The organism is Hymenobacter sp. HD11105 (genome assembly GCF_054051685.1).
Map to the genome: position 1 here is coordinate 413,021 of NZ_JBSWBR010000003.1, position 18,993 is coordinate 432,013.

The following is an 18,993-nucleotide window of genomic DNA, read 5'->3' on the forward strand; positions in this document are numbered from 1 at the left end:
GTCGACAATTGTGAGTGGCCAGGGGCTAACTGTGAGCCGATTGGAGTAGCTTTGCCCCCGTTTTGACCCCTGCCCCCACCCGTAGCAGTGGTTTGCTCGCTCCTCTAACCTTCAATATGTCTTCTCGTCCGTATTCGCTTTTAGGCTTATGGCCCATCATTCACCGGTGGCGCAACCTGGTTCTGACAACTGTAGTTCTGGCTTTGATAGTAAGTGCTATCGTGGCGGCGCTGCTACCTAATATCTACCGCTCCACCGCGGTTTTTTACCCTACCAACCCCGAAACTACTGACCCCGACCGCATTGTGCAGGAAGGCGGGCGCTTGCAGCTTGGGGGCCGGGTCGAAGACCTAGACCGTATTATTACCATTGGTCAGTCGCAGCCCGTAGCCGCTCTGATTATTAAACGGTTCGACTTATATAATCGCTACGGTGTGGGTGAGCCCGGCACCGAGAAAGCCGATCAGGCCGTGCTCGACGAATACAACAACAACCTGACCATCGTGCACAACGACCGCGACGCCATCGAGCTCACGTTTCAGGATCAAGACAAGGTGCAGGCAGCCAATATTGCCAATGCCCTGGTACAGGTTATCGACTCTACTAACCAGCAGCTGACCCTCGAAAACCGGGAACGCATCATTACGCTCTATCAGGATCAAACTGCCTTTCTGGATCAGCAATACAACCAAGTGCGCGACAGCTTACAGCAGGCCCGTAAACGCTATGGTATTTTTGGCAGCTTGACCACGGAGACGGAGGCGGGCTATGAGTCGCGCTACCTGGCGAAAGAACTGGCTGAGACCGAAACCGAGTTGCGCCGGGCCGAAGGTGAGCTTGCTGCTGGCGGCGGCTCGGCAGTTCGCGTGGCAGGCTTGCGCCGTGCCGTGCGCGGCCTTACCGAAACTGCGGGGGGCAATGTCATCAACCTAGAAAGCTATGTAGCCGGTGCCGATTTAGTCACTACGCTTTACGCCCGGTTTGAGGACGTGCAAAAACGTCTGATTTTGGCGCGGGCTACTTACGAAAATGCTCGTCTGGCCATCAGCGGCAAGATCTCGTCTATCTACGTAGTGCAGAAAGCTTATCCGGCCATTCGTAAGGCCAAGCCGGTGCGCTCCCTCATCGTGGTTTCGTCGGTGGTTATCACCTTCGTGTTGTCAGTAATTTTTATCACGCTGCTGGAGCTTTATCGCGGCAATCTGACTTTAGGCAGAGCCCAGGTCGAGTAATGCCCCACACTATTTGGGTAGTGTGGGCTTCATAGGAGACATTTTGCTGTTGCTGCTTTTCGTTTTGAGTTAATCTATGGAGGGCAATTCCTCTTTTTCTACTCCTACCACCAATTCGGCTATTCCCAAGGCCGACCGGCGGCTGTTTCTGGGGTTTGTAGGAGTTATCCTGCTATCTGGGGCGGCGGCGCTGTTACTTAAGGCGCCACTTTGGATGGCGCTGCCGCTGGTGACTGTAGGCGCGGCCGTGTTGGCAGTCGATTGGCGCTGGGTATATTACTTGCTGCTGTTCACGCTGGCTTTTTCCATAGAAATTGCGCTGCCCGGTGGTCTGAGCATGGACGTGCCCACCGAACCGCTGATGCTGGTGCTGTTGGCTTGTTTTGGGGTCAGCATGTTGCTGGGCAATAGTATCGTGGAAGGTCGCTTCTGGGTGCATCCGCTGGTTATTATCATTGGCCAGGGCCTGATTTGGGCGGCAGTCATCACCCTATTCTCCGTCGATACCACTAAGTCAATCAAGTACTTGCTTGCTAAGACCTGGTATATCGTGCCCTTCGTGTTCGTGACCCTGGCTTTGGTGCGAAAACCAGCGGATGTGTGGAAAGTGGCAGCCTGCTACGTAGCCGGGTCCACGCTCACTAGCCTCTACACTTTTGCGCGACACGCGGGGTACGGCTTCAGCTTCGACGGCATCAACCCCGCCCTACTGCCCTTCTATAAGAACCATGTTGCCTACGCGGCTTCCATCTCCATGCTGCTTCCTTATGCACTGTACGCGGCTCGTAGGCCCGCTTTGGGTTTTGTGTGGCGCTGGCTGTGGCGAGGGGCTTTTGCAGTGCTACTGTTGGGGGTGATGCTTTCGTACACCCGCGCCTCCATTGCGTCGTTGCCTCTGGCCGTGGGCTTCTACTTTATCATCAGGATGCGGCTGACGCGGCTGGCGCTGGCCGGAGCAGCCCTGGCGACAACGGCGACAGTTTTTTATTTTGTGAGCCAGAACAATTACATGCTCTACGCTCCCAATTTCGAGAAAACCGTTTTCTACGGTGAAGACTTTGGTAAGCACTTGGAGGCAACGTATAACCTGGAAGACCTTTCGGGTATGGAGCGCGTGTACCGCTGGGTGGCAGCCGCTCGCATGATTGCCGACCGGCCCATCACGGGCAGCGGCCCCAATACGTTTTATCCGGAGTACAAGCGCTACACCGTCAGCAGCTTCCGCACCTACGTAAGCCGCAACCCCGAACAATCAACTACTCACAATTACTTCCTGCTTATGCTGGCCGAGCAGGGTATTCCCGGCTTCCTGATTTTTGCCATTCTGGTAGCTACGGCCTTGGTTATGGTGGAGCGGCTTTATCACCGTACCCGCTCGGCCGAGCACCGACGCGTAGTGCTGGCAGCGGGTCTGTCGCTCTTTATCATCATCACCCATTTGATACTCAATGAGTTGGTGGAAGTCGACAAAGTGGGGTCATTCTTTTACATTGGCTTGGCGCTCTTGATGCGGGCAGAAGGCTGGATTCGGGAAGAGAATGCAGTGGTACTCCCCGCAGCGCAAAGCGAGGAAAGCTAGCCTCTTATTGAAGGGTAAGGGTCCTGACCTTCCGCTTTGCAGATGCTAGCATTGTAGGACTTAAGAGAAAATAATTCCTTACTAAAAAAGCCCCCCAGAGTAGTTCCGGGGGGCTTTTATGCTCTTAATCAAAGTGACGCCTTCTCTTTTTTGAGCTTCAAGCGAATGCTTAGGTATGTTTCCGTTACAACCTTACTTGAACCGGCAACTCAGGATGGTTACGTCGTCGGCGAAGGAGTTGCCATCCTCGTTGAAAGCTTCTATCTCGCGCAGTATTTCCTCGTGTAGCGCTCTGAGCGGCAGATAGCGGGCCCGCCGCAGCAACGCTAGCACACCTTCCTCTCCATATTCTTCCCCGGTCGCATTAAAGACTTCCGTAAGACCATCAGTATAGGTGAGTAGCAAGGAGCGCGGCGGCACTGTTATGGTTTGTACATGCAGAAAAGGTAGGTCATCGAAGATGCCCAGCATGGTAGTGCCTTCTGATAGGAGCTGATGAGGGCCTGCATCGGGCAGCAAAATAGCGGCATTGTGGCCGGCACTCACGTACTGGAGCTGGCGGGTGCTGCGGTCATAAATCCCAAAGAAGGCAGTAATAAACTTCTCCGAGACGGCATTCCGATAAATCAGGTTGTTAAGCTCCGACACCACCGTAGACAAGTCCGCTTGCTGGCGCAACAGCGTGCGCAGCCCGGCTTGGAAGTTCGACATGAGCAGCGAAGCCGGCACGCCCTTGCCCGACACATCAGCGACGCAGAACAAAAACCGATTCGCATCGATGCTGACCACGTCGTAGTAGTCGCCCCCGATGGCCGTGTGGGGCACGTAGCTGGCGTACACCGACACGCCAGCGTCGTTGGGCAGCTGGCGCGGGAAGAGCATGGTTTGCACTTCCTGAGCAATCTCAATTTCCTTACGCATGGCCGCCGACTCAATGCGTTGGCGAACTAAGCGGCGGTTCTGAATGGCTCCTACGAGGATGTTGCTCAGCGTTTCCAGAAACTTAGTGGCTTCATCACTCACATAGTCGGCCTGCACATTGCCGATGAGGACGTAGGCAAGCACTTCGCCATTATTCACCACCGGAATCACTGTCTCCAAGCGTTGCCATTCTGGGCTCAGCTCCAAGGCAGGTACCGGACAGGGCGAGTTGGTACAGGTATTACTAATGGCCTCAGGCAGCGGAATACGCCGAAAATCAGGCAGGTCGGAGCCAAAGGACACCATACAGGCCCAATCACCTTCCTCCTTTACATACAGTACTAGCCGGCGAATATTGAGCTGGCCGAGCAGCGTAAACTGAAATATCTTATACAGCGCGTCTTCGGTCGGATCATGATTGATGGCTTGGGTAATTTCCAAGAGCGCATTCAGTTCCCGCTCCCGTAAGAAGAGCTTTTTTTCCGGCGACATGGCCTGCGGGGTAGGCATGGTATGATGTTGTGGGTAAGTGCAACCGTTGGTAAACCCTACGAGCAGTTGCGTTCAAGTTACTCGAAATTAATGACTGCTTTCCGGTTTATTCCAAGCGAATACCGGCTAGCTCAAGGGTGTTTTGGGATCGTAGGCGTCGCGCAAGCCATTGCCAAGGAGGTTGAAGCTGAGCACTAATAAGCTGATAGCAAGCCCCGGAAGCAACGTGAGCCACAAGCCTGCTTGGGTGCCTAAGAGTTGAAATCCTTCGTTTACCATCAGGCCCCAGGAGGGCGCCGGCGGCTGCACTCCCAGGCCCAGAAAGCTAAGGCCAGCTTCCAGCAAAATAGCCGCCGCAAAGTTGCTGGTCGCAATTACGATGAGTGGGCCTGTCATGTTCGGCAGCAGATGGCGCGCAATAAGGCGGCCTTGGGGAAGGCCCAGCACGCGGCCGGCTTCCACGAAGGTTTTCTCGCGCAGACTTAGCATTTGCCCTCGCACTACGCGGGCTACATCCACCCACATGGTCAGGCCCACGGCCACGAAGGAAGTCCACACGCCTTTGCTATCAAGGGCCAGGGAAATGGCAATGACCAGCATGATGCCCGGAATGCTCCACACTACCGTCATCACGCCCATCAGCACGCTATCGACCCAGCCCCCCACGTAGCCTGCCACCGCCCCGATGAGCATACCCAGCGTCAGCGAAATCAGCACGGCCACCAGCCCGATACCCAGCGAGATACGCGTGCCCAGGAGCAGCCGACTCAGCATGTCGCGTCCTGACTTGTCGGTGCCCAGCCAGTACGTGCGCCGAATGATGCGCTCTTCTTCCACGAGGCGGCGCAGGTCACTCTGGGGGGCATTTTTGCCCCCCAGCTCAGCCAGGGAGTAGCGGGTGGGCAAATCAGCGAGGGCCGAATGGTTGCGGTAAGGCTGAATCAAGACTGAATCGCCAACCACCTCATACCCGCCGATGGGCACTTCCTGAAAGCGCGGCGCGCGGCCCTGCAACCAAGTACGAAAGATATTATCCGACTCCGTGGACAGCGCTGCCTCCGACAACGGCCGGCGCAAGATGGTGGCCGCAAAGCCGGGGGGCTCTTTTTGGAGCTGCACCAAGCCGTTGTTGGCATTGGGCGAATTGTCGGGCAGCACCCAATAGCCGGCCAGCGCAATCAGCGTGCACACGATGATAAAGCCCAGGCCAAACATAGCCGGGCCGTTGCGCCATAAGCGCCGACGCACGTAGTAGCTAGGCGGCCGGGCTGGTGGAGTAGCCGCCGTGTCGGGCGCTAAAACTGGGGCAGCCGTTGCCATTAGCGAGTATTGTGCGCCAGCAGGCCGGCCTTGGTAGCCAGATAGAAACTGTCGCGGCAAATAGCGCCGAAGGAAGTAACCTCGTAGGCTTGCTCGGTGTCTGGATCAGGATAGAATGATTTCACGTACTCCTGTTCCAGCAGGCTGCGCAAGCCTTTTTCGAGGACTGGAGTAGTCAAACCGGTTTTTTGCAGCAAGTCGCGGAAGGAAGTAACGAAGTACAGCTCGTCAAGAATGTCGAATTCAGGGTCGGTCACGGCAGCAGGCAATGGAGCGAAAGAATGGAAAGCAAAGGTACTGTTGGCAGGCGGGATTAACGCACAGATGTGTGCTAATCCCGCCCTCGCTACTTACTTAACAGCTACTACCCCACTCATGCCTCTATCACTTTCTACTTCCATGTATTTAACCAATTGCTTTATCTCCTCATCCGATAGCTGAAAGCTAGGCATCTGCTGCTTCTGGTACTGATTGTAGATTTTCACAGCGTACTCATCGCCGCTAGCCACCATTTTGCTGGAGTTGCGAATCCAGGGAATTAGCCAAGAGATGGAGCGGCGCTTATGAACGTCTTTTAGGGCAGGGCCTACTATTACCTCGTTAAAGGCGTGGCACTGGGCACAATTGGCCTTAAATAACTTATTACCGGCGGCTACGGCAGTTAAATCGGCTTCTGATAAAGAATCAGTTGCGGTTTCTTGAGCAACCAGCGTTTGTCCTAAAGAATCGAGAGCCGCCACTCCAGTGCCGTTGGGGGCATTTGAGGCAGCGGCTCTGGGCTCGTGTAGCAGTCCGGTTGCGGAGAGAAATAAAATACTCAGGGTACTAACCAGCAGGGCAATTGCCACTGGGAACACCCCGGCTAATAGCGCTTTTCTCATGACATTAGTGGCCTTATTTGGACCGTTGTTAACAGCTGATAAGGTCGCTGACAAATGCCGTAAACTCAACTGTTTCGCCTACTTTATTTCATATTTCTCCCCTTCCACACATACTCGCCGCGCAAGCCTAATACACCTGTCAGCAGGGCATAAGGCGCGTAGGCTAATTGAAGTAAAAGGATGTGATTGAGCCACCGCCGCTTACCGAAAAAGGCAAGCACGGGAGTTAGAAACCAGGCATCGGCTATGAGCTTCAAAGACCAAGCCGCCAGCGTCCAGGGTAAAAGCGTTGGATAAGCAGGTAACAGCAATAGTCCCCCAAACAAACTCACGTTGGCACCCAGTACCAATACAGCTAATCGCTGGGGGGCTTTTTGCTGGTAATGTCGCCACTTGCTGGCCCACCGCACCCGCTGACCCAGCAACGCCCGAAGCGTAGGCGGGCCAGCCGTACGCACAATTGCCGCTGGGGCTTTTAGAAACCGAATGCTGCCGGGAAAAGCAGCATGCAGCTTGTGAAGTAGAAATTCGTCGTCGCCGCTGGCTACATGCTCGTTGCCGGCAAAGCCTTGCACAGCGGCAAACGCCGTGCGGCGGTACGCCAGGTTGGCCCCATTGCACATGGTAGGCTTGCCCCGTCCGATGCTAGCCGCGCCCACTCCTACTAGGCCGGCAAATTCCAACCCCATTAGATTGTCGAGCAGAGAATTTTGTCCCGTTAGCAGCACCGGGCCACTAATAAATTTTGCCGTGTTGTCGGCCTGAATCAAGGCGGTATAGCTGCTCAGCCAGGCCGGACCCACGCGGCAGTCGGCATCGGTGCATACTACCCACGGGGCGCGGGCGGCGGCCAGGGCGGCTTGCAAGGCGGCTTTTTTGCCAGTAGGGGCACCAGGTTGGTCTTGTAGCTTAATGAGGCGCAGCGCAAATGCATTGCGTTGGGCCGCTGCCCATACTATGGCAGCCGTGTCGTCGGTGGAATCATCATCGACGATGAGCACCTCAAACTGAGCAGCCGGCAGGTCCTGCTGGCTTAGATCGTGCAGGAGCTGAGGCAGCGTCAGGGCCTCGTTGCGAGCGGCGATTAAAATGGAAAAGCTTAGCCCGCGCCTATTCAGCGTTAGCGGGAGAGATTCCGGCATTGGCAGCTGCTGCCAGCTGCGCCGCAGCCGCACCATGAGGGCCGCGTACAGAGCCGGCAAAACCAGTAAAAAAGCCCCCCAGTAGCTGCTCATACCGAGGTGATTGGTTGCTGGGGAGCTTTTTTCTTGCGAAACACTTTCAACCGCAGCACAAACAGCAGGCCCGCCGCACTGGGCAGCGCAATATTCAGCACCCACAAGCTCAGACTAGCGCTTAGCACGGGCAGAGCCGGCTGCCCGAGCAGGCCGAACAAGTGCGTAGCCGATAGTTCGCGTACGCCCACATCGGCCAGGGCATTGAGTGAAGGCACCAATGACTTGAGCAGGAAAGTACCGCTGATGGCTGCCAACGCCGGCCCCGCGCTCGGCCGGGCCCCGTAGGCTACGAGCAGCAAGCCGAACTGCACACAAAACACCACGTAGCGCAACCCCGAAATAGCCAGCACCGCGTGAAGGGCCCGAGCTCGGTACGTGGGCATTACGGCCAAGTAAGGCCGCAGCCGCCGCAAGGGCCGCACCAATCCAAGCGCCGCCAGCAGTAGGCGCGAGCGGTACAGCGGCAGCAATACAGCCGCGTTGAGCAGCACCGTAGCTACCACCAAGCCCAACTCGGTGGCCGGATAATCACTCACATAAAAGATCAGCAAGAAGTACAGCAGCCCCAGCGTGCCAGCCATGATGGTAACCACCAATTGACAATAGCGTCCCAGAAAAACGGCCCCCAGCGCATCCAAGCGGCGGCTTTTCAGCTCGATAATGCGGCCGGCGTAGTCGCCCACGCGGTTGGGCGTCACGAAGCCCAAGGTGAGGCCCACCAGCACGGCCCGGAAGCTGCGCTGGAATGACACGGGCTCCAGATGCCGAGCCAGGCGCCACCATTTCCAGGCTTCCAGGCCCCAGTTGACGGGTACCAACGCCAACGCCAGCAGCACTGGTCCGCGTCCCGCACCCGTCAGCGCCGAGGCTATTAGGCCTCGCCAAGCCGCGGCCGTATCGGGGGTGGTGAACACCGAATGATAGAGCAGTCCGAGGGTGAGGGCGGTGATGAGCAGCTTGCCCATCACCACCAGCAATCGGCGGAGGGTAGCGCGTTCCAGCTTTTGGGCGTAGTTTTGTAAGAGGCGGTTGGGCAAAGCGGATAGCACGCATTCAGTTGAAGGCAGCAAGTTACCGATGGAAAACCAACGACACGCTGGTACCCCACTCCCGCCTCCCTCCTAGCTCCCTATGATTCTGCCCGTATCCCCCACCGATTTACTCCCCAAGATTATCATGGGCGTCGACCCCGGCACCAATATCATGGGCTATGCCCTGATTGAGGTGCAGGGCCAGCGCGTAAAGGTGCTGCGCTACGACGTGATTGACATGCAGAAAATGGGCTCGAATCATGCTTTAAAGCTCAAAAGAATCTTCGAGCGCATGTTGGAGCTAATTGATGAGTTTTTGCCTGATGAGTTGGCCATCGAAGCGCCTTTCTACGGCGTAAACGTGCAGAGTATGCTCAAGCTGGGTCGGGCCCAGGGTATGGCCATTGCCGCCTGCCTTTCCCGCCAGATTCCGTACGTAGAGTATGCGCCTACTAAGGTAAAGCAATCCGTAACGGGTACAGGCACAGCCACTAAGGAGCAGGTGGCCCACATGCTGCGCCAAACCCTTACCCTGCCGCCCATTGCCGAAGCCTCCAAGTTTCTGGACGCCACCGATGCGCTAGCCGTGGCGCTCTGCCATCATTACCAGAAAGGCAATAACCTGAAGGCAGGAGGAAAAAGTTGGGGTAAGTTCCTGGCTGACAACCCCGACAAGCTGGCCACGCCGGCCGCCCGCAAGAAACCGGCCGCTAAAACCAAGTAAATCAGTTAGCTAGTTCTATGAAGCGCCAGCCCGTTCGCTCCACTTCCCTCAAGGCCATAGGCTACGATCCCGCCACGCTCGCGCTGGAAATAGAGTACCGCAACGGCCGCATAGTTCGCTATACGGGCGCAAGCGAAGCCGTGTATCAAGCGTTGCTGACGGTGCCGGGCAAGGCGCTGTTTGTAGAGCAGGTAGTGGAGAAAAGCGGTTACACCCGCGAGCAGGTGAAGTAATTACTGGCTTAATTCAACAAAAAAGGCAGTTGTGCTTGATCTAGGGGACGCTAGATCAAGCATGACAGAAACGGGGTTTATACACTGTAAGGGCTACATCTCGAACTCTATCTCGCCCTTCAGATACGTCACGGCGTAGCCGCTGATGAGCACCCGGTCGCCGCGCAGTTCGCACCATAAGTCGCCGCCGCGGGGCGACACTTGGCGGGCGCGCAGCTCAGTTTTGCCTAGCTTTTCGGCCCAGTATGGAATGAGCGTAGTGTGAGCCGAGCCGGTCACCGGGTCTTCGGGAACCCCCACGCGGGGGCCAAAAAAACGCGATACAAAATCGATGTCGCCGCTGCCGGGTGCGGTTACGATGACGGCCCTATAGGGTACTTCAGCTAGGTGAGCCTGATTGGGGTGAATAGCGCGTATTTCCGCTTCGGAGTTAAATAAAGCCACCAAATCGGGGCCGGCCAGCAGCTTTAGGGGCGTGGCTCCGAGGCCGTCGATCAAGCCATCAGGCGCCGTAGCTAGCGGTTGAGGCGGGCGGCTGGGAAAGTCCAGCATGAGGCGGCCATTATCCTGATAACTGACGCGCAGGGGGCCGCTTTTCGAGTGAAACGTAATTTCTGTGCCCTTAAAATTCAAGTGACGTAGCAACACGTGAGCCGAGGCCAGCGTGGCGTGCCCACACAGCTCTACTTCCACGGCGGGCGTAAACCAGCGGATTTCGTAGTGCCCCTCATGACCAGCGTGGGGGGCAAAAAAGGCGGTTTCGGCCAGGTTGTTCTCGGCGGCAATGGCCTGCATGGTCTCGGCGGGCAGCCACTCGGCAAGCGGACACACGGCGGCGGGGTTGCCAGCGAAAATATGGTCGGTGAAAGCGTCGATTTGATAGAGGGGCAGCAGCATAAGGGGCGTGGGGGCAAATCTGGCTAAGGGAAAGTATTTGTCAGCGAATCAAAAGTAGAAGTAAGGAACAGCTTAGAAAAAGTTTCGTACATTATAAGTGAGTCGAGTTCTATTCATAACTGCTTTCGATCTTAAGCTGAACAGCCCGGACCACCCGGCATTTAGCCCTCGTAGCGGCACCACGTCGCTTTCTCTTACTGCCTTATCCCAACTTATGCTACCCAGAAAATTACTTTTTTTCAGCCATGAAAATCATGCTACTCACGCTGAGCTTGTTGGCGCTGCTGCAGCCCTTATTTGCTCAGATACCCACTAATAGTTACCTGATTAGCTCTAGGGGACTGGCCGCCGAACGCAACCCAAGCCAGCTCCAACGCATACTACCCGACGGAAGTCTCCAGCCTATTGGGCCCGTAGCGGCCACCGACGGCAGCGCCACCATCTTCGATGGGCTTGGCCACAACTCTGCCTCCCCGAGCACTCTGTTTGCCATGAATGCAATTCTGGCTTCTCCGCTCGATGCTCCCAGCTTATACCGAATTGATCTGGAAAGTGGCCTCACGGTTCCGCTAGGTGATATTACGCCGCCGCCGGCACCTTTTGGCAGTCTATCCACTGCCTTCAATTTTATAGGCACCGGGGGCGAGAACTCAAATTATTTCCTGCCGGGTTTAGTAGTCGATTTACGAATAGAGCTCGACATTACTGTTTTTCCGCCCGTTTTGCGCACCCGCGTAAGCAATCCACGCTTCTACGTGGGTGAAATCCTGCTAAACTCGCCCAACCTCACAAGTCCCATCTGGCGTCGGGCCGACACGAGCGACCCGGCAGCCTTGGCTATCATCAACAGCTACCTGACGGCCATCAATAACAACATCCTCAATCCGACCCTTGTCGGGGGCCCGCGCGACTGGGTATATATCCGGGAGAATGGGTCGCCAACATTGAAAAGCTATTTGGGAGTGGAAGGCCAGTATCTGACCATAAGTGATGTGCGCAATGCTCCAGTGGTGCGCGTGACCACACCTAGCGTGCCGTTGCCAGTGCGCGCCGAGCTGGGGGCCATGTTTGCCGGCGAAAACAACACGCTCTACGCCATAAACACCGATGGAGGTCCTAATGCTGGCCAGATGTATCAGATTGATGCTCTTACTGGTAACTACTTAGGAGTGACACTGAATACGGGTCTTGGCCTATTTCGAGGCGATGCTACCAGCTTTGTTCCAAGGCCGCCGCTGCCTGTCACGTTGACCAGTTTTGAGGCCCGCGCCGAACGAGCTAGCGTAGTGTTGCGCTGGGCAACGGCCACGGAAGAAGGCACCGATAATTTCCGCGTGGAGCGCAGTATCGACAACGGCCAGACTTGGACCGCCATTGGCTCCGTGAAAGCAACAAATGCCCCCCAGGGCCGCACGTATTCCTTTGTAGATGAAGCGCCGCGGACAGGCCTAAATTACTACCGGCTTGCCATAGTGGACTTTGATGCAAGCATCGCCTTTTCGCCCGTCAGGTCAGTCGATTTTCAGCCCGCACAGCAAGCTATCAGCGTTTATCCCAATCCGGCCCAAGACCACTTTGCCGTTGAGTTACCACAATTAGCCGCGCCTGGTAGCACGCTGCAAGTGCACAACAGCCTAGGCCAGCAGGTCTGGACGCAGCACTTGGAAGGGCAGCGCACGGTGCGCATAAACACGCAAAACTGGGCCGCAGGCGTCTATCACGTAAAAATCTCGACCAACGGCCGATCCGAAATGCAGAAGCTTGTAGTTCAGCCTTAAGCAAAAAAAGCCGCCTTTACCAGGCGGCTTTTTTGTTGATCGGTGTCTGAAGCTTAGGTCCAATAGAGCACAGGTGCCTGTGGAAAGCGCTTCTGCCATTCTTCGTAGAAAAACTGCTTAAGCGTGCGCATGTCCTCTGGCTGGTACACGTACTTTACACCACCGAACTTATTGCGCTTCTGAGCGCGGGTACCCTCATCCAGGTCCAACGACATATTGGGGTACCACTGCTGTAGCACGTCCTTGGAGCCTGGCGTAAAGCGGTGACTAATGAACTCAGCCGTCAGGTCGCACTCGAAATCGAGGGTGGTGGCTAGGCGGTCGAAGAGGTGGCGGTAATGGTCGCGCCAGTCGGGAATGGGCATGATGGGCGCAATAACGGCCCCCACGCGGTAGCCGCCCCCACCCTGCTCGCGCGGCAATGCCAGCTGGCGCATAGCCTTTAGGCGGGCTTCCAACGAAGCAGTGCCGCCTTCCAAGCGGCGCGTAACGGGCTCGGCGTTCAAGCTGAGGCGGGCACGCACCTGTCCATTATGCGGCAGATCAAGCAACGGCTCTACCTGATCGTACTTGGTTACGAAGCGGAGCTGGGCACCCTCGCGAGTACCAAAGTAGCGAATACACTCGGCGAGGCTACCGGTGAGGTGCTCGATGCCGAGCACGTCGGTGTAGCAGCTCACTTCAAAGGTAGTAAGCTTGCCGGCCTGCTCGTACTGGGCCGTGTTCTGAAGCATCTGGGGCAGATTGGCGTAAGCGCGCACCACGGGCGGACCTTGCAGGCTACCAGCCAGGTAACAATACTGACAGTGGGCGGGGCAGCCCTCAGCCAGGTTCATTTGCCAGTCGGCGGAGGGCGGAATGGGCTGGAGGCGGAAGGCACTCGGCGGCGCCTTCACCACGGCCAACGTGTTCTTGGCGTTGCGGTAGGTTTCGCGTTCGTCGGCGCCGCGCAGGCCTGTGAGGCGGTTGCTCTTCAGCACTTCGATGGGCAGACCCGCAGCGCTAATGCGCTCATACATCTGCTGACCGAACTCTTCCTCGAGTGCATCGGGGGTAAACAGTACCCGCTTAGGCAGCCACACCCGCGCCGGGCGCGTAAGCAAAGCAGGCTGCGGACTAGGCGTTTCAGAAAGAATAGGTAAGGAATCGAATAAGGTAAGCTGGGGGGCGTTTTCGAGCATCAGAGCTATTTTTGGCTTGCTCCTGATTAACGCTTTGGGGGGCATTTTAGGTCCTTTTTGCTTTGAATATCAGCAGTATAACCATTCATTTTATCATTGATAATCAACCATTTATGTAATCATCGAAATAAAGTTACGCAGATCATCTAGTTGAGCTGTAGCAAAGCAGTTCGTGCGCCGTTGTTGTGGCAATAACTCACCACTCCAAGAGGCGGTCATGCAGAGCGGAGCGAAGCATCTCGCTTACGCAGTTAGATTAGTAACCCAACCTCAGCACGCGAGATGCTTCGCTCCGCTCTGCATGACGGGCTAGTGACATGGCAGGCTAACTACACACAGTTCTTAGCTTTTATTAGCTACTACAGAATACATCAGCGGCAGTTTGCCAGCCATATTCTTAAGCTGAAACTTGCGCTCCGCTATCTGCTCCATATTGCTGAAGCAATTATAAGGTGAGTAGTCATACTCAGCGAAGTGCTTAATTTCGAGACCCTCCTGTAACAAGCTACCTAGCACCTCCCCCAAATCATGGTTCCAGGATACGGCGGTTTGCTCAAGCGGGGCGCTGCGGTCGGCGTAAGTGCCGGTTTCCACTTCCGTGATGGTTTGGCGGTTGAAATAGGAGTACTGCACATGAGTAAAATCATTATCAAACATCCACACGGCCGGGTGAAACTCGACGAGCACCAATTGGCCCCCCGGCTTCAGAAAATGACTTACTACGCCTGCCCAGCGCCCCATATCGGGCAGCCAGCCCAGCACGCCGTAGCTGGTAAATACCACATCGAACTGTTGGTGCAGATGGTTGGGCAAGTCGTACACGTCGCTGCAGATGAACTCGGCGGAGAGGCCTAGCTGAGCGGCCAGCTCGCGGGCTTTGGCAATGGCCTGGTCAGACAAGTCGACGCCGGTAACGCGAGCCCCCAACCGGCTCAGCGACAGCGAATCCTGCCCAAAATGACATTGCAGGTGCAGTATCGATTTGCCCGCTACATCGCCCAGCAAGCCTAATTCCAAGTCATTGAGCGACGATTTGCCCCCCAGAAACCCTTCTACATCATAAAACTCGGACCGGACATGAAAATCCGTTTTGGCGTTCCAGAGCTGCCGGTTCAGCTCGGTGTAGTTTGAGGGCATTTCCATGACTTGGCTGTTGTTTGATCAATTTTATCGTAAACAAAGGAAATTCCAACCTCACCAACAGACAAATCCTTGTAGGTCATCTTACTTGCTCGACCTAATCCTAGGATTAGCAGTCTAGCTTCCTAAATAATCAACAGTGCATGAAAGCCTTATTGCTTATTGACGTTCAAAACGATTTTGTGCCCGGTGGCGCCCTGGCCGTGCCCGAAGGCAACCAAGTTATTCTGCTGCTCAATCAGTTGCAGCCCCATTTCAACCTAGTAGTAGCCACTCAAGACTGGCACCCGACTGCACATAAAAGCTTTGCTACCAACCATGAAGGCCGACAGCCTTTCGAGGAAATTGACTTGCACGGCTTGCCCCAAGTCCTCTGGCCCGCGCACTGCGTGCAAGGCACGCCCGGCGCTGAGCTGCACGCCGACCTTGATACTAATCAAGTGGAAGCAATCTTTCGCAAAGGCACCGACTCCGAAATAGACAGCTACAGTGGCCTCTATGACAATGGCCACCGCAAAGCTACTGGTCTGGCCGCTTACCTGCGCGGGCGAGGCGTTACGGCGGTATATGTAGCGGGCTTGGCCGGCGACTACTGCGTGTACTACACCGCTAAAGATGCACTCCAAGAAGGCTTCGAGACCTTTCTTATTGAGGATGCCTCCCGCCCTATCAGCTTAGAAGGATTTGAGAGCGCCAAAGCCGACCTAATTTCTCTGGGGGGCAAAATTGTGCAAAGCGCGCAACTACTTTCTCCCACAAATGCCCTCCAGCCCACGCCCGCATGACCGACGCCGATGCTCCCCTGATTCTGACTCTGGCCTTGGATGCAGAGTCGTTTGCGTTTTTCAACGGCCTGCGGCAACAGTATTTTCCGCCCGAGCGTAATTTTCTGGCTGCCCACGTTACGCTGTTTCACCACCTGCCTGGTGCCCGCCGCGCCGATCTGGTTGAGCAACTTGCGGCTCGCTGTCAGGAGCAGGCGCCGCTTACTTTGCAGGTCACGGGCGTGCGATTTATGGGGCGAGGCTCGGCTTATGTGCTCGAAAACGAGGCTCTGCAAGCCTTGCACCGGGAGTTGCAAACGACGTGGCAGCCGGCCCTTACGCCTCAAGATCAGCAGAAGCTGCGCCCCCACGTAACGGTGCAAAACAAAGTAGATCCGCAGGCAGCCCGTGCGCTGTATGAGCAGTTGAAGGCCGATTTTGTGCCTTTTGAGGCCACAGGCACGGGCTTGCAGCTCTGGGCGTACCGGGGCGGACCGTGGGAAGCAATCCAGACGTTTGACTTTCGATAACGCGAGCCCATGCTCCCAGTTACTTTCTCTTTGAGAACGACATGACTTGGAAAACTTCTTTTGAATGGCAGGAAATTCTGGCCGCGCTGGGCTTGATAGCGGGCGGCTTGCTGGCCGGTTTTATCTTGAAGGTGCTCATATTTGGCGCACTGCGTACGTATGCTAAGCGCCCCGACTCCCCCCTGCTTGTGCAGTCGGTGGTGAAGCACCTAAGCCAGCCCAGCGCTTTCTTTTTTCCGGTGCTGGCCCTCTCTTTTATGCTGCCGCTGGTGCCCCTCACGGCCCGGCCGTTTGAGGTGATGCGCCGCATTGTGGAAACCAGCCTGATAACCACTTTCGCCTGGGGGCTAGTGAAGACGGTAAACGTGGTTGAGGACCTGATTCTGCAGCATTATCAGCTCACCGAGGAAAACAACCTACGAGTGCGCAAGCTCTTTACCCAGCTCCAGTTTGTGCGCAAGCTGGTTGTGTCGCTGATTGTATTTGTAGCGGCCGCGCTGGTGCTGATGAGCTTCGCGACGGTGCGCAAAATTGGGACGGGTCTGCTGACTTCGGCGGGTATTGCCAGCGTGATTGTGGGTTTTGCCGCCCAGCGCTCCATTAGCAACCTCTTGGCTGGCTTTCAGTTAGCCTTCACCCAGCCCATTCGCCTCGATGATGTGCTGGTAGTAGAGGGTGAGTGGGGCAAGGTGGAGGAAATCACGTTCACGTATGTGGTCCTTCGGATCTGGGACGAGCGGCGGCTGGTACTGCCGCTTAACTACTTCATTGAAAAGCCTTTTCAAAACTGGACCCGCAATACCTCTCAACTCATCGGCACCGTGTTTATGCATACCGACTATACGATTCCGGTTGGTGCGGTGCGCGAGGAGTTGAAGCGGATTGTGGAGAATCATCCGCTCTGGGATAAGCGCGTGTGTACGCTTCAGGTCACAGACTCCAAGGAGCGCACCCTGGAGCTGCGCATGCTCGTGAGTGCCGCCGATGCCGGCCGCGCCTTCGATCTGCGGTGCGATGTACGAGAAAAGATGATTGCCTTTATTCAGCAGAACTATCCCGAATCGTTGCCCAAGACTCGCTCCCTCGTCGACTCACCCGAGAAGGCGTTTGCGGCGGCCGGAATTTCTTCCGGCGAAACGGTTTAAAAGCCCCCCAGACCCAAAGTGGCGGACAGGCAAGGTCAACCGTAGGGCTGCTTTCCAGAAAATACCCCCACTTTTCTCTCCCTCGCTCGTACGCAGTGAGGATTATTACTCTACCTCGATGAACACAGACACCTCTTCCTCCGATATCACTACTGACGTCGTACTGATTGGGGCCGGCATTATGAGTGCTACCCTGGGCATTATGCTCAAGGAGCTGGACCCCAACTTATCTATTACCGTCATTGAGCGCCTCGATGTGGCCGCCGCCGAAAGCTCGGACGCCTGGAATAACGCTGGCACCGGCCACTCGGCCTTTTGTGAACTCAACTACACGCCCCAACGGCCCGATGGCTCTATTGACATCAGCAAAGCTATCGGCATTGCCGAGTCCTTCGAGGTATCGAAGCAGTTCTGGGCTTTTCTAGCCGAGCAATACCAAGTAGATGGTATTCAGCGATTTATCAACCACATACCGCACATGAGCTTTGTGTGGGGCGATGAAAACGTGGACTTCCTACGCAAGCGCCACGCGGCGCTGATACAGTCGCCACTGTTTCAGGGCATGGAGTACTCTGAGGACGCCGACCAGCTGCGCGAGTGGATGCCCCTGGTAATGGAAGGCCGCGACCCGGCCCAAAAAGTGGCTGCTACCCGCATGGATCTGGGCACCGACGTAAACTTCGGCTCCCTCACCCGCGGTATGTTTCACCTGATGCAGGAGAAGCCGGGCGTCACTTTCCACTTTGGCCACGAAGTAGATAAGATTCGTCGCAAAGATGATGGCACGTGGCGCATTCGAGCCCACAACCGCGCTACTGGCGAGCAGCGAAAGCTGCGCGCCCGGTTTGTATTCATCGGGGCGGGCGGGGGCTCTTTGCCGTTGCTGCTGGCTTCGGGCATTCCAGAAAGCAAAGGCTTTGGCGGCTTCCCCGTGAGCGGACAGTGGCTGAAGTGCGTAAACCCAGCTGTAATTGAGCGCCACCAAGCCAAGGTGTACGGCAAGGCCAGCGTAGGCTCGCCGCCCATGTCGGTGCCCCACCTAGATACCCGCGTGATAAATGGGCAGCGCGAACTGCTTTTTGGGCCGTATGCCGGCTTCAGCACCAAATTCTTGAAGTTTGGCTCCTTCCTCGATTTGCCGGGCTCCATCAAGCCCAACAACCTAAAGCCCATGCTCATTGCGGGGGCCAAAAACCTGCCGCTCACCCGTTACCTCATCAACCAGGTACGGCAGTCGCCTCAAGATAGGTTGGCGGCGCTGCGCGAGTATTTGCCTACGGCCCGCGCTGAAGATTGGAAGCTGGAAATAGCCGGCCAACGCGTGCAGGTGATCAAGAAAGACGAAAAGCAGGGCGGCATTCTGGAGTTTGGTACTGAGGTAGTGAGTGCCGCCGATGGGTCTATTGCTGCCCTGCTGGGCGCCTCGCCGGGTGCATCCACAGCCGTCAGCATCATGGTCGGACTTATCCAAAAATGCTTTCCTCAGCAGGCCGCTTCGCCCGCGTGGCAGGCGCGCTTCCGCGAGATGATTCCCAGCTTCGGCCAGTCGCTGGCCGATAACCCGACGCTGGTTGAGCAGGTCCGCAATCATACCAGCGCCGTGCTGGCGTTGAACGTGGATGCTCCGCTGGGAAGCCACTAAGTAAGCCGACAGTAAAAAGCCCTCCAGAGCTCGTCTGGGGGGCTTTTTTTATGATAAAAGTTGAACAAACCCACCTTAAATTTAGTACTACAGGTAGCTTAGCTCAAACTCTGCTGGCCACTTTGCCGCCAGCCTTTTTTCGGCCTAGCCATGTAGCTAAGTAAGCAGAACTGTACCTTGCATTCCCATTTTTGGGCGCTCTTGCTGCACCAGGCAATTTGCGGCCCTCGCCTGTGTATCCCTGCCCCACCCTATTCGGCATTTT

Annotated in this window: 18 protein-coding genes; 9 read left to right on the top strand and 9 right to left on the bottom strand. The window is 56.1% G+C overall.

From position 1 onward, the window contains the following. The first annotated feature begins 116 nt into the window (after window positions 1–116). Window positions 117–1,232 carry a hypothetical protein gene (locus ACW9KT_RS12265; RefSeq protein ID WP_457080752.1) on the top strand — a complete coding sequence of 372 codons (1,116 nt, stop codon included), beginning with the start codon at window positions 117–119 and terminating at the stop codon, window positions 1,230–1,232. Window positions 1,233–1,308: 76 nt separating this feature from the next. Next, the gene (locus ACW9KT_RS12270; RefSeq protein ID WP_457080754.1) at window positions 1,309–2,811 is read left to right on the top strand and encodes an O-antigen ligase family protein; all 1,503 of its coding nucleotides are present in this window, start codon (window positions 1,309–1,311) and stop codon (window positions 2,809–2,811) included. 192 nt (window positions 2,812–3,003) lie between these two features. On the opposite strand, the gene ACW9KT_RS12275 is transcribed toward ACW9KT_RS12270, so the two are convergent. From ACW9KT_RS12275 to ACW9KT_RS12300, 6 genes are all read right to left on the bottom strand, one after another. After that, window positions 3,004–4,242, bottom strand: coding sequence for a PP2C family protein-serine/threonine phosphatase (locus ACW9KT_RS12275; protein WP_457080756.1), 1,239 nt, complete (start codon window positions 4,240–4,242; stop codon window positions 3,004–3,006). Between the two features lie 108 nt (window positions 4,243–4,350). Then, the gene (locus ACW9KT_RS12280) at window positions 4,351–5,544 is read right to left on the bottom strand and encodes an ABC transporter permease (protein WP_457080758.1); all 1,194 of its coding nucleotides are present in this window, start codon (window positions 5,542–5,544) and stop codon (window positions 4,351–4,353) included. Then, window positions 5,544–5,813, bottom strand: a complete 270-nt coding sequence (locus ACW9KT_RS12285; protein WP_457080760.1) for a hypothetical protein — start codon at window positions 5,811–5,813, stop codon at window positions 5,544–5,546. Before ACW9KT_RS12285 ends, ACW9KT_RS12280 begins: the two co-directional genes overlap by 1 nt. A gap of 81 nt (window positions 5,814–5,894) precedes the next feature. Beyond that, complete coding sequence (locus tag ACW9KT_RS12290) at window positions 5,895–6,425, bottom strand: cytochrome c (protein ID WP_457080762.1); 531 nt, start codon at window positions 6,423–6,425, stop codon at window positions 5,895–5,897. A gap of 83 nt (window positions 6,426–6,508) precedes the next feature. Next, on the bottom strand, window positions 6,509–7,660 hold the full coding sequence (locus ACW9KT_RS12295) for a glycosyltransferase (protein WP_457080764.1): 1,152 nt from the start codon (window positions 7,658–7,660) through the stop codon (window positions 6,509–6,511). Continuing rightward, the gene (locus ACW9KT_RS12300; protein WP_457080765.1) at window positions 7,657–8,712 is read right to left on the bottom strand and encodes a lysylphosphatidylglycerol synthase transmembrane domain-containing protein; all 1,056 of its coding nucleotides are present in this window, start codon (window positions 8,710–8,712) and stop codon (window positions 7,657–7,659) included. The genes ACW9KT_RS12295 and ACW9KT_RS12300 overlap by 4 nt, the downstream gene beginning before the upstream one ends. A gap of 82 nt (window positions 8,713–8,794) precedes the next feature. Here ACW9KT_RS12300 and ruvC point away from each other — a divergent pair, with 82 nt between their 5' ends. Together ruvC and ACW9KT_RS12310 are read left to right on the top strand one after the other, a co-directional pair. Then, window positions 8,795–9,418: a crossover junction endodeoxyribonuclease RuvC gene (ruvC, locus tag ACW9KT_RS12305; RefSeq protein ID WP_457080767.1), complete on the top strand. Its 624-nt coding sequence runs from the start codon at window positions 8,795–8,797 to the stop codon at window positions 9,416–9,418. A 17-nt stretch (window positions 9,419–9,435) separates the two neighbouring features. Then, window positions 9,436–9,651, top strand: a complete 216-nt coding sequence (locus tag ACW9KT_RS12310; RefSeq protein WP_457080769.1) for a KTSC domain-containing protein — start codon at window positions 9,436–9,438, stop codon at window positions 9,649–9,651. A 93-nt stretch (window positions 9,652–9,744) separates the two neighbouring features. Here ACW9KT_RS12310 and ACW9KT_RS12315 read toward each other — a convergent pair whose 3' ends face one another. Next, complete coding sequence (locus ACW9KT_RS12315) at window positions 9,745–10,548, bottom strand: PhzF family phenazine biosynthesis protein (RefSeq protein ID WP_457080771.1); 804 nt, start codon at window positions 10,546–10,548, stop codon at window positions 9,745–9,747. 245 nt (window positions 10,549–10,793) lie between these two features. Here ACW9KT_RS12315 and ACW9KT_RS12320 point away from each other — a divergent pair, with 245 nt between their 5' ends. Continuing rightward, window positions 10,794–12,326 (top strand): T9SS type A sorting domain-containing protein, encoded by a 1,533-nt coding sequence (locus ACW9KT_RS12320; protein WP_457080773.1) that lies wholly within the window; start codon window positions 10,794–10,796, stop codon window positions 12,324–12,326. Window positions 12,327–12,379: 53 nt separating this feature from the next. On the opposite strand, the gene ACW9KT_RS12325 is transcribed toward ACW9KT_RS12320, so the two are convergent. Together ACW9KT_RS12325 and ACW9KT_RS12330 are read right to left on the bottom strand one after the other, a co-directional pair. Continuing rightward, a complete protein-coding gene (locus ACW9KT_RS12325; RefSeq protein ID WP_457080775.1) occupies window positions 12,380–13,507 on the bottom strand; it encodes a spore photoproduct lyase family protein in 1,128 nt (375 codons plus the stop codon). Window positions 13,508–13,849: 342 nt separating this feature from the next. Beyond that, window positions 13,850–14,650: a class I SAM-dependent methyltransferase gene (locus tag ACW9KT_RS12330; protein ID WP_457080777.1), complete on the bottom strand. Its 801-nt coding sequence runs from the start codon at window positions 14,648–14,650 to the stop codon at window positions 13,850–13,852. A gap of 140 nt (window positions 14,651–14,790) precedes the next feature. Between ACW9KT_RS12330 and pncA the strand changes: the two genes are divergently transcribed. The 4 genes from pncA to ACW9KT_RS12350 all read left to right on the top strand — a co-directional run bounded on the left by pncA (window position 14,791) and on the right by ACW9KT_RS12350 (window position 18,728). Then, entirely contained in the window at window positions 14,791–15,432 is a 642-nt protein-coding gene (gene pncA, locus ACW9KT_RS12335) for a bifunctional nicotinamidase/pyrazinamidase (RefSeq protein WP_457080779.1), read from the top strand. Beyond that, window positions 15,429–15,941, top strand: a complete 513-nt coding sequence (locus ACW9KT_RS12340; RefSeq protein WP_457080781.1) for a 2'-5' RNA ligase family protein — start codon at window positions 15,429–15,431, stop codon at window positions 15,939–15,941. The genes pncA and ACW9KT_RS12340 overlap by 4 nt, the downstream gene beginning before the upstream one ends. A gap of 41 nt (window positions 15,942–15,982) precedes the next feature. After that, window positions 15,983–17,086 carry a mechanosensitive ion channel family protein gene (locus tag ACW9KT_RS12345; protein ID WP_457080782.1) on the top strand — a complete coding sequence of 368 codons (1,104 nt, stop codon included), beginning with the start codon at window positions 15,983–15,985 and terminating at the stop codon, window positions 17,084–17,086. Window positions 17,087–17,204: 118 nt separating this feature from the next. Beyond that, the gene (locus ACW9KT_RS12350) at window positions 17,205–18,728 is read left to right on the top strand and encodes a malate:quinone oxidoreductase (RefSeq protein ID WP_457080784.1); all 1,524 of its coding nucleotides are present in this window, start codon (window positions 17,205–17,207) and stop codon (window positions 18,726–18,728) included. The last annotated feature ends 265 nt before the right edge of the window (window positions 18,729–18,993 follow it).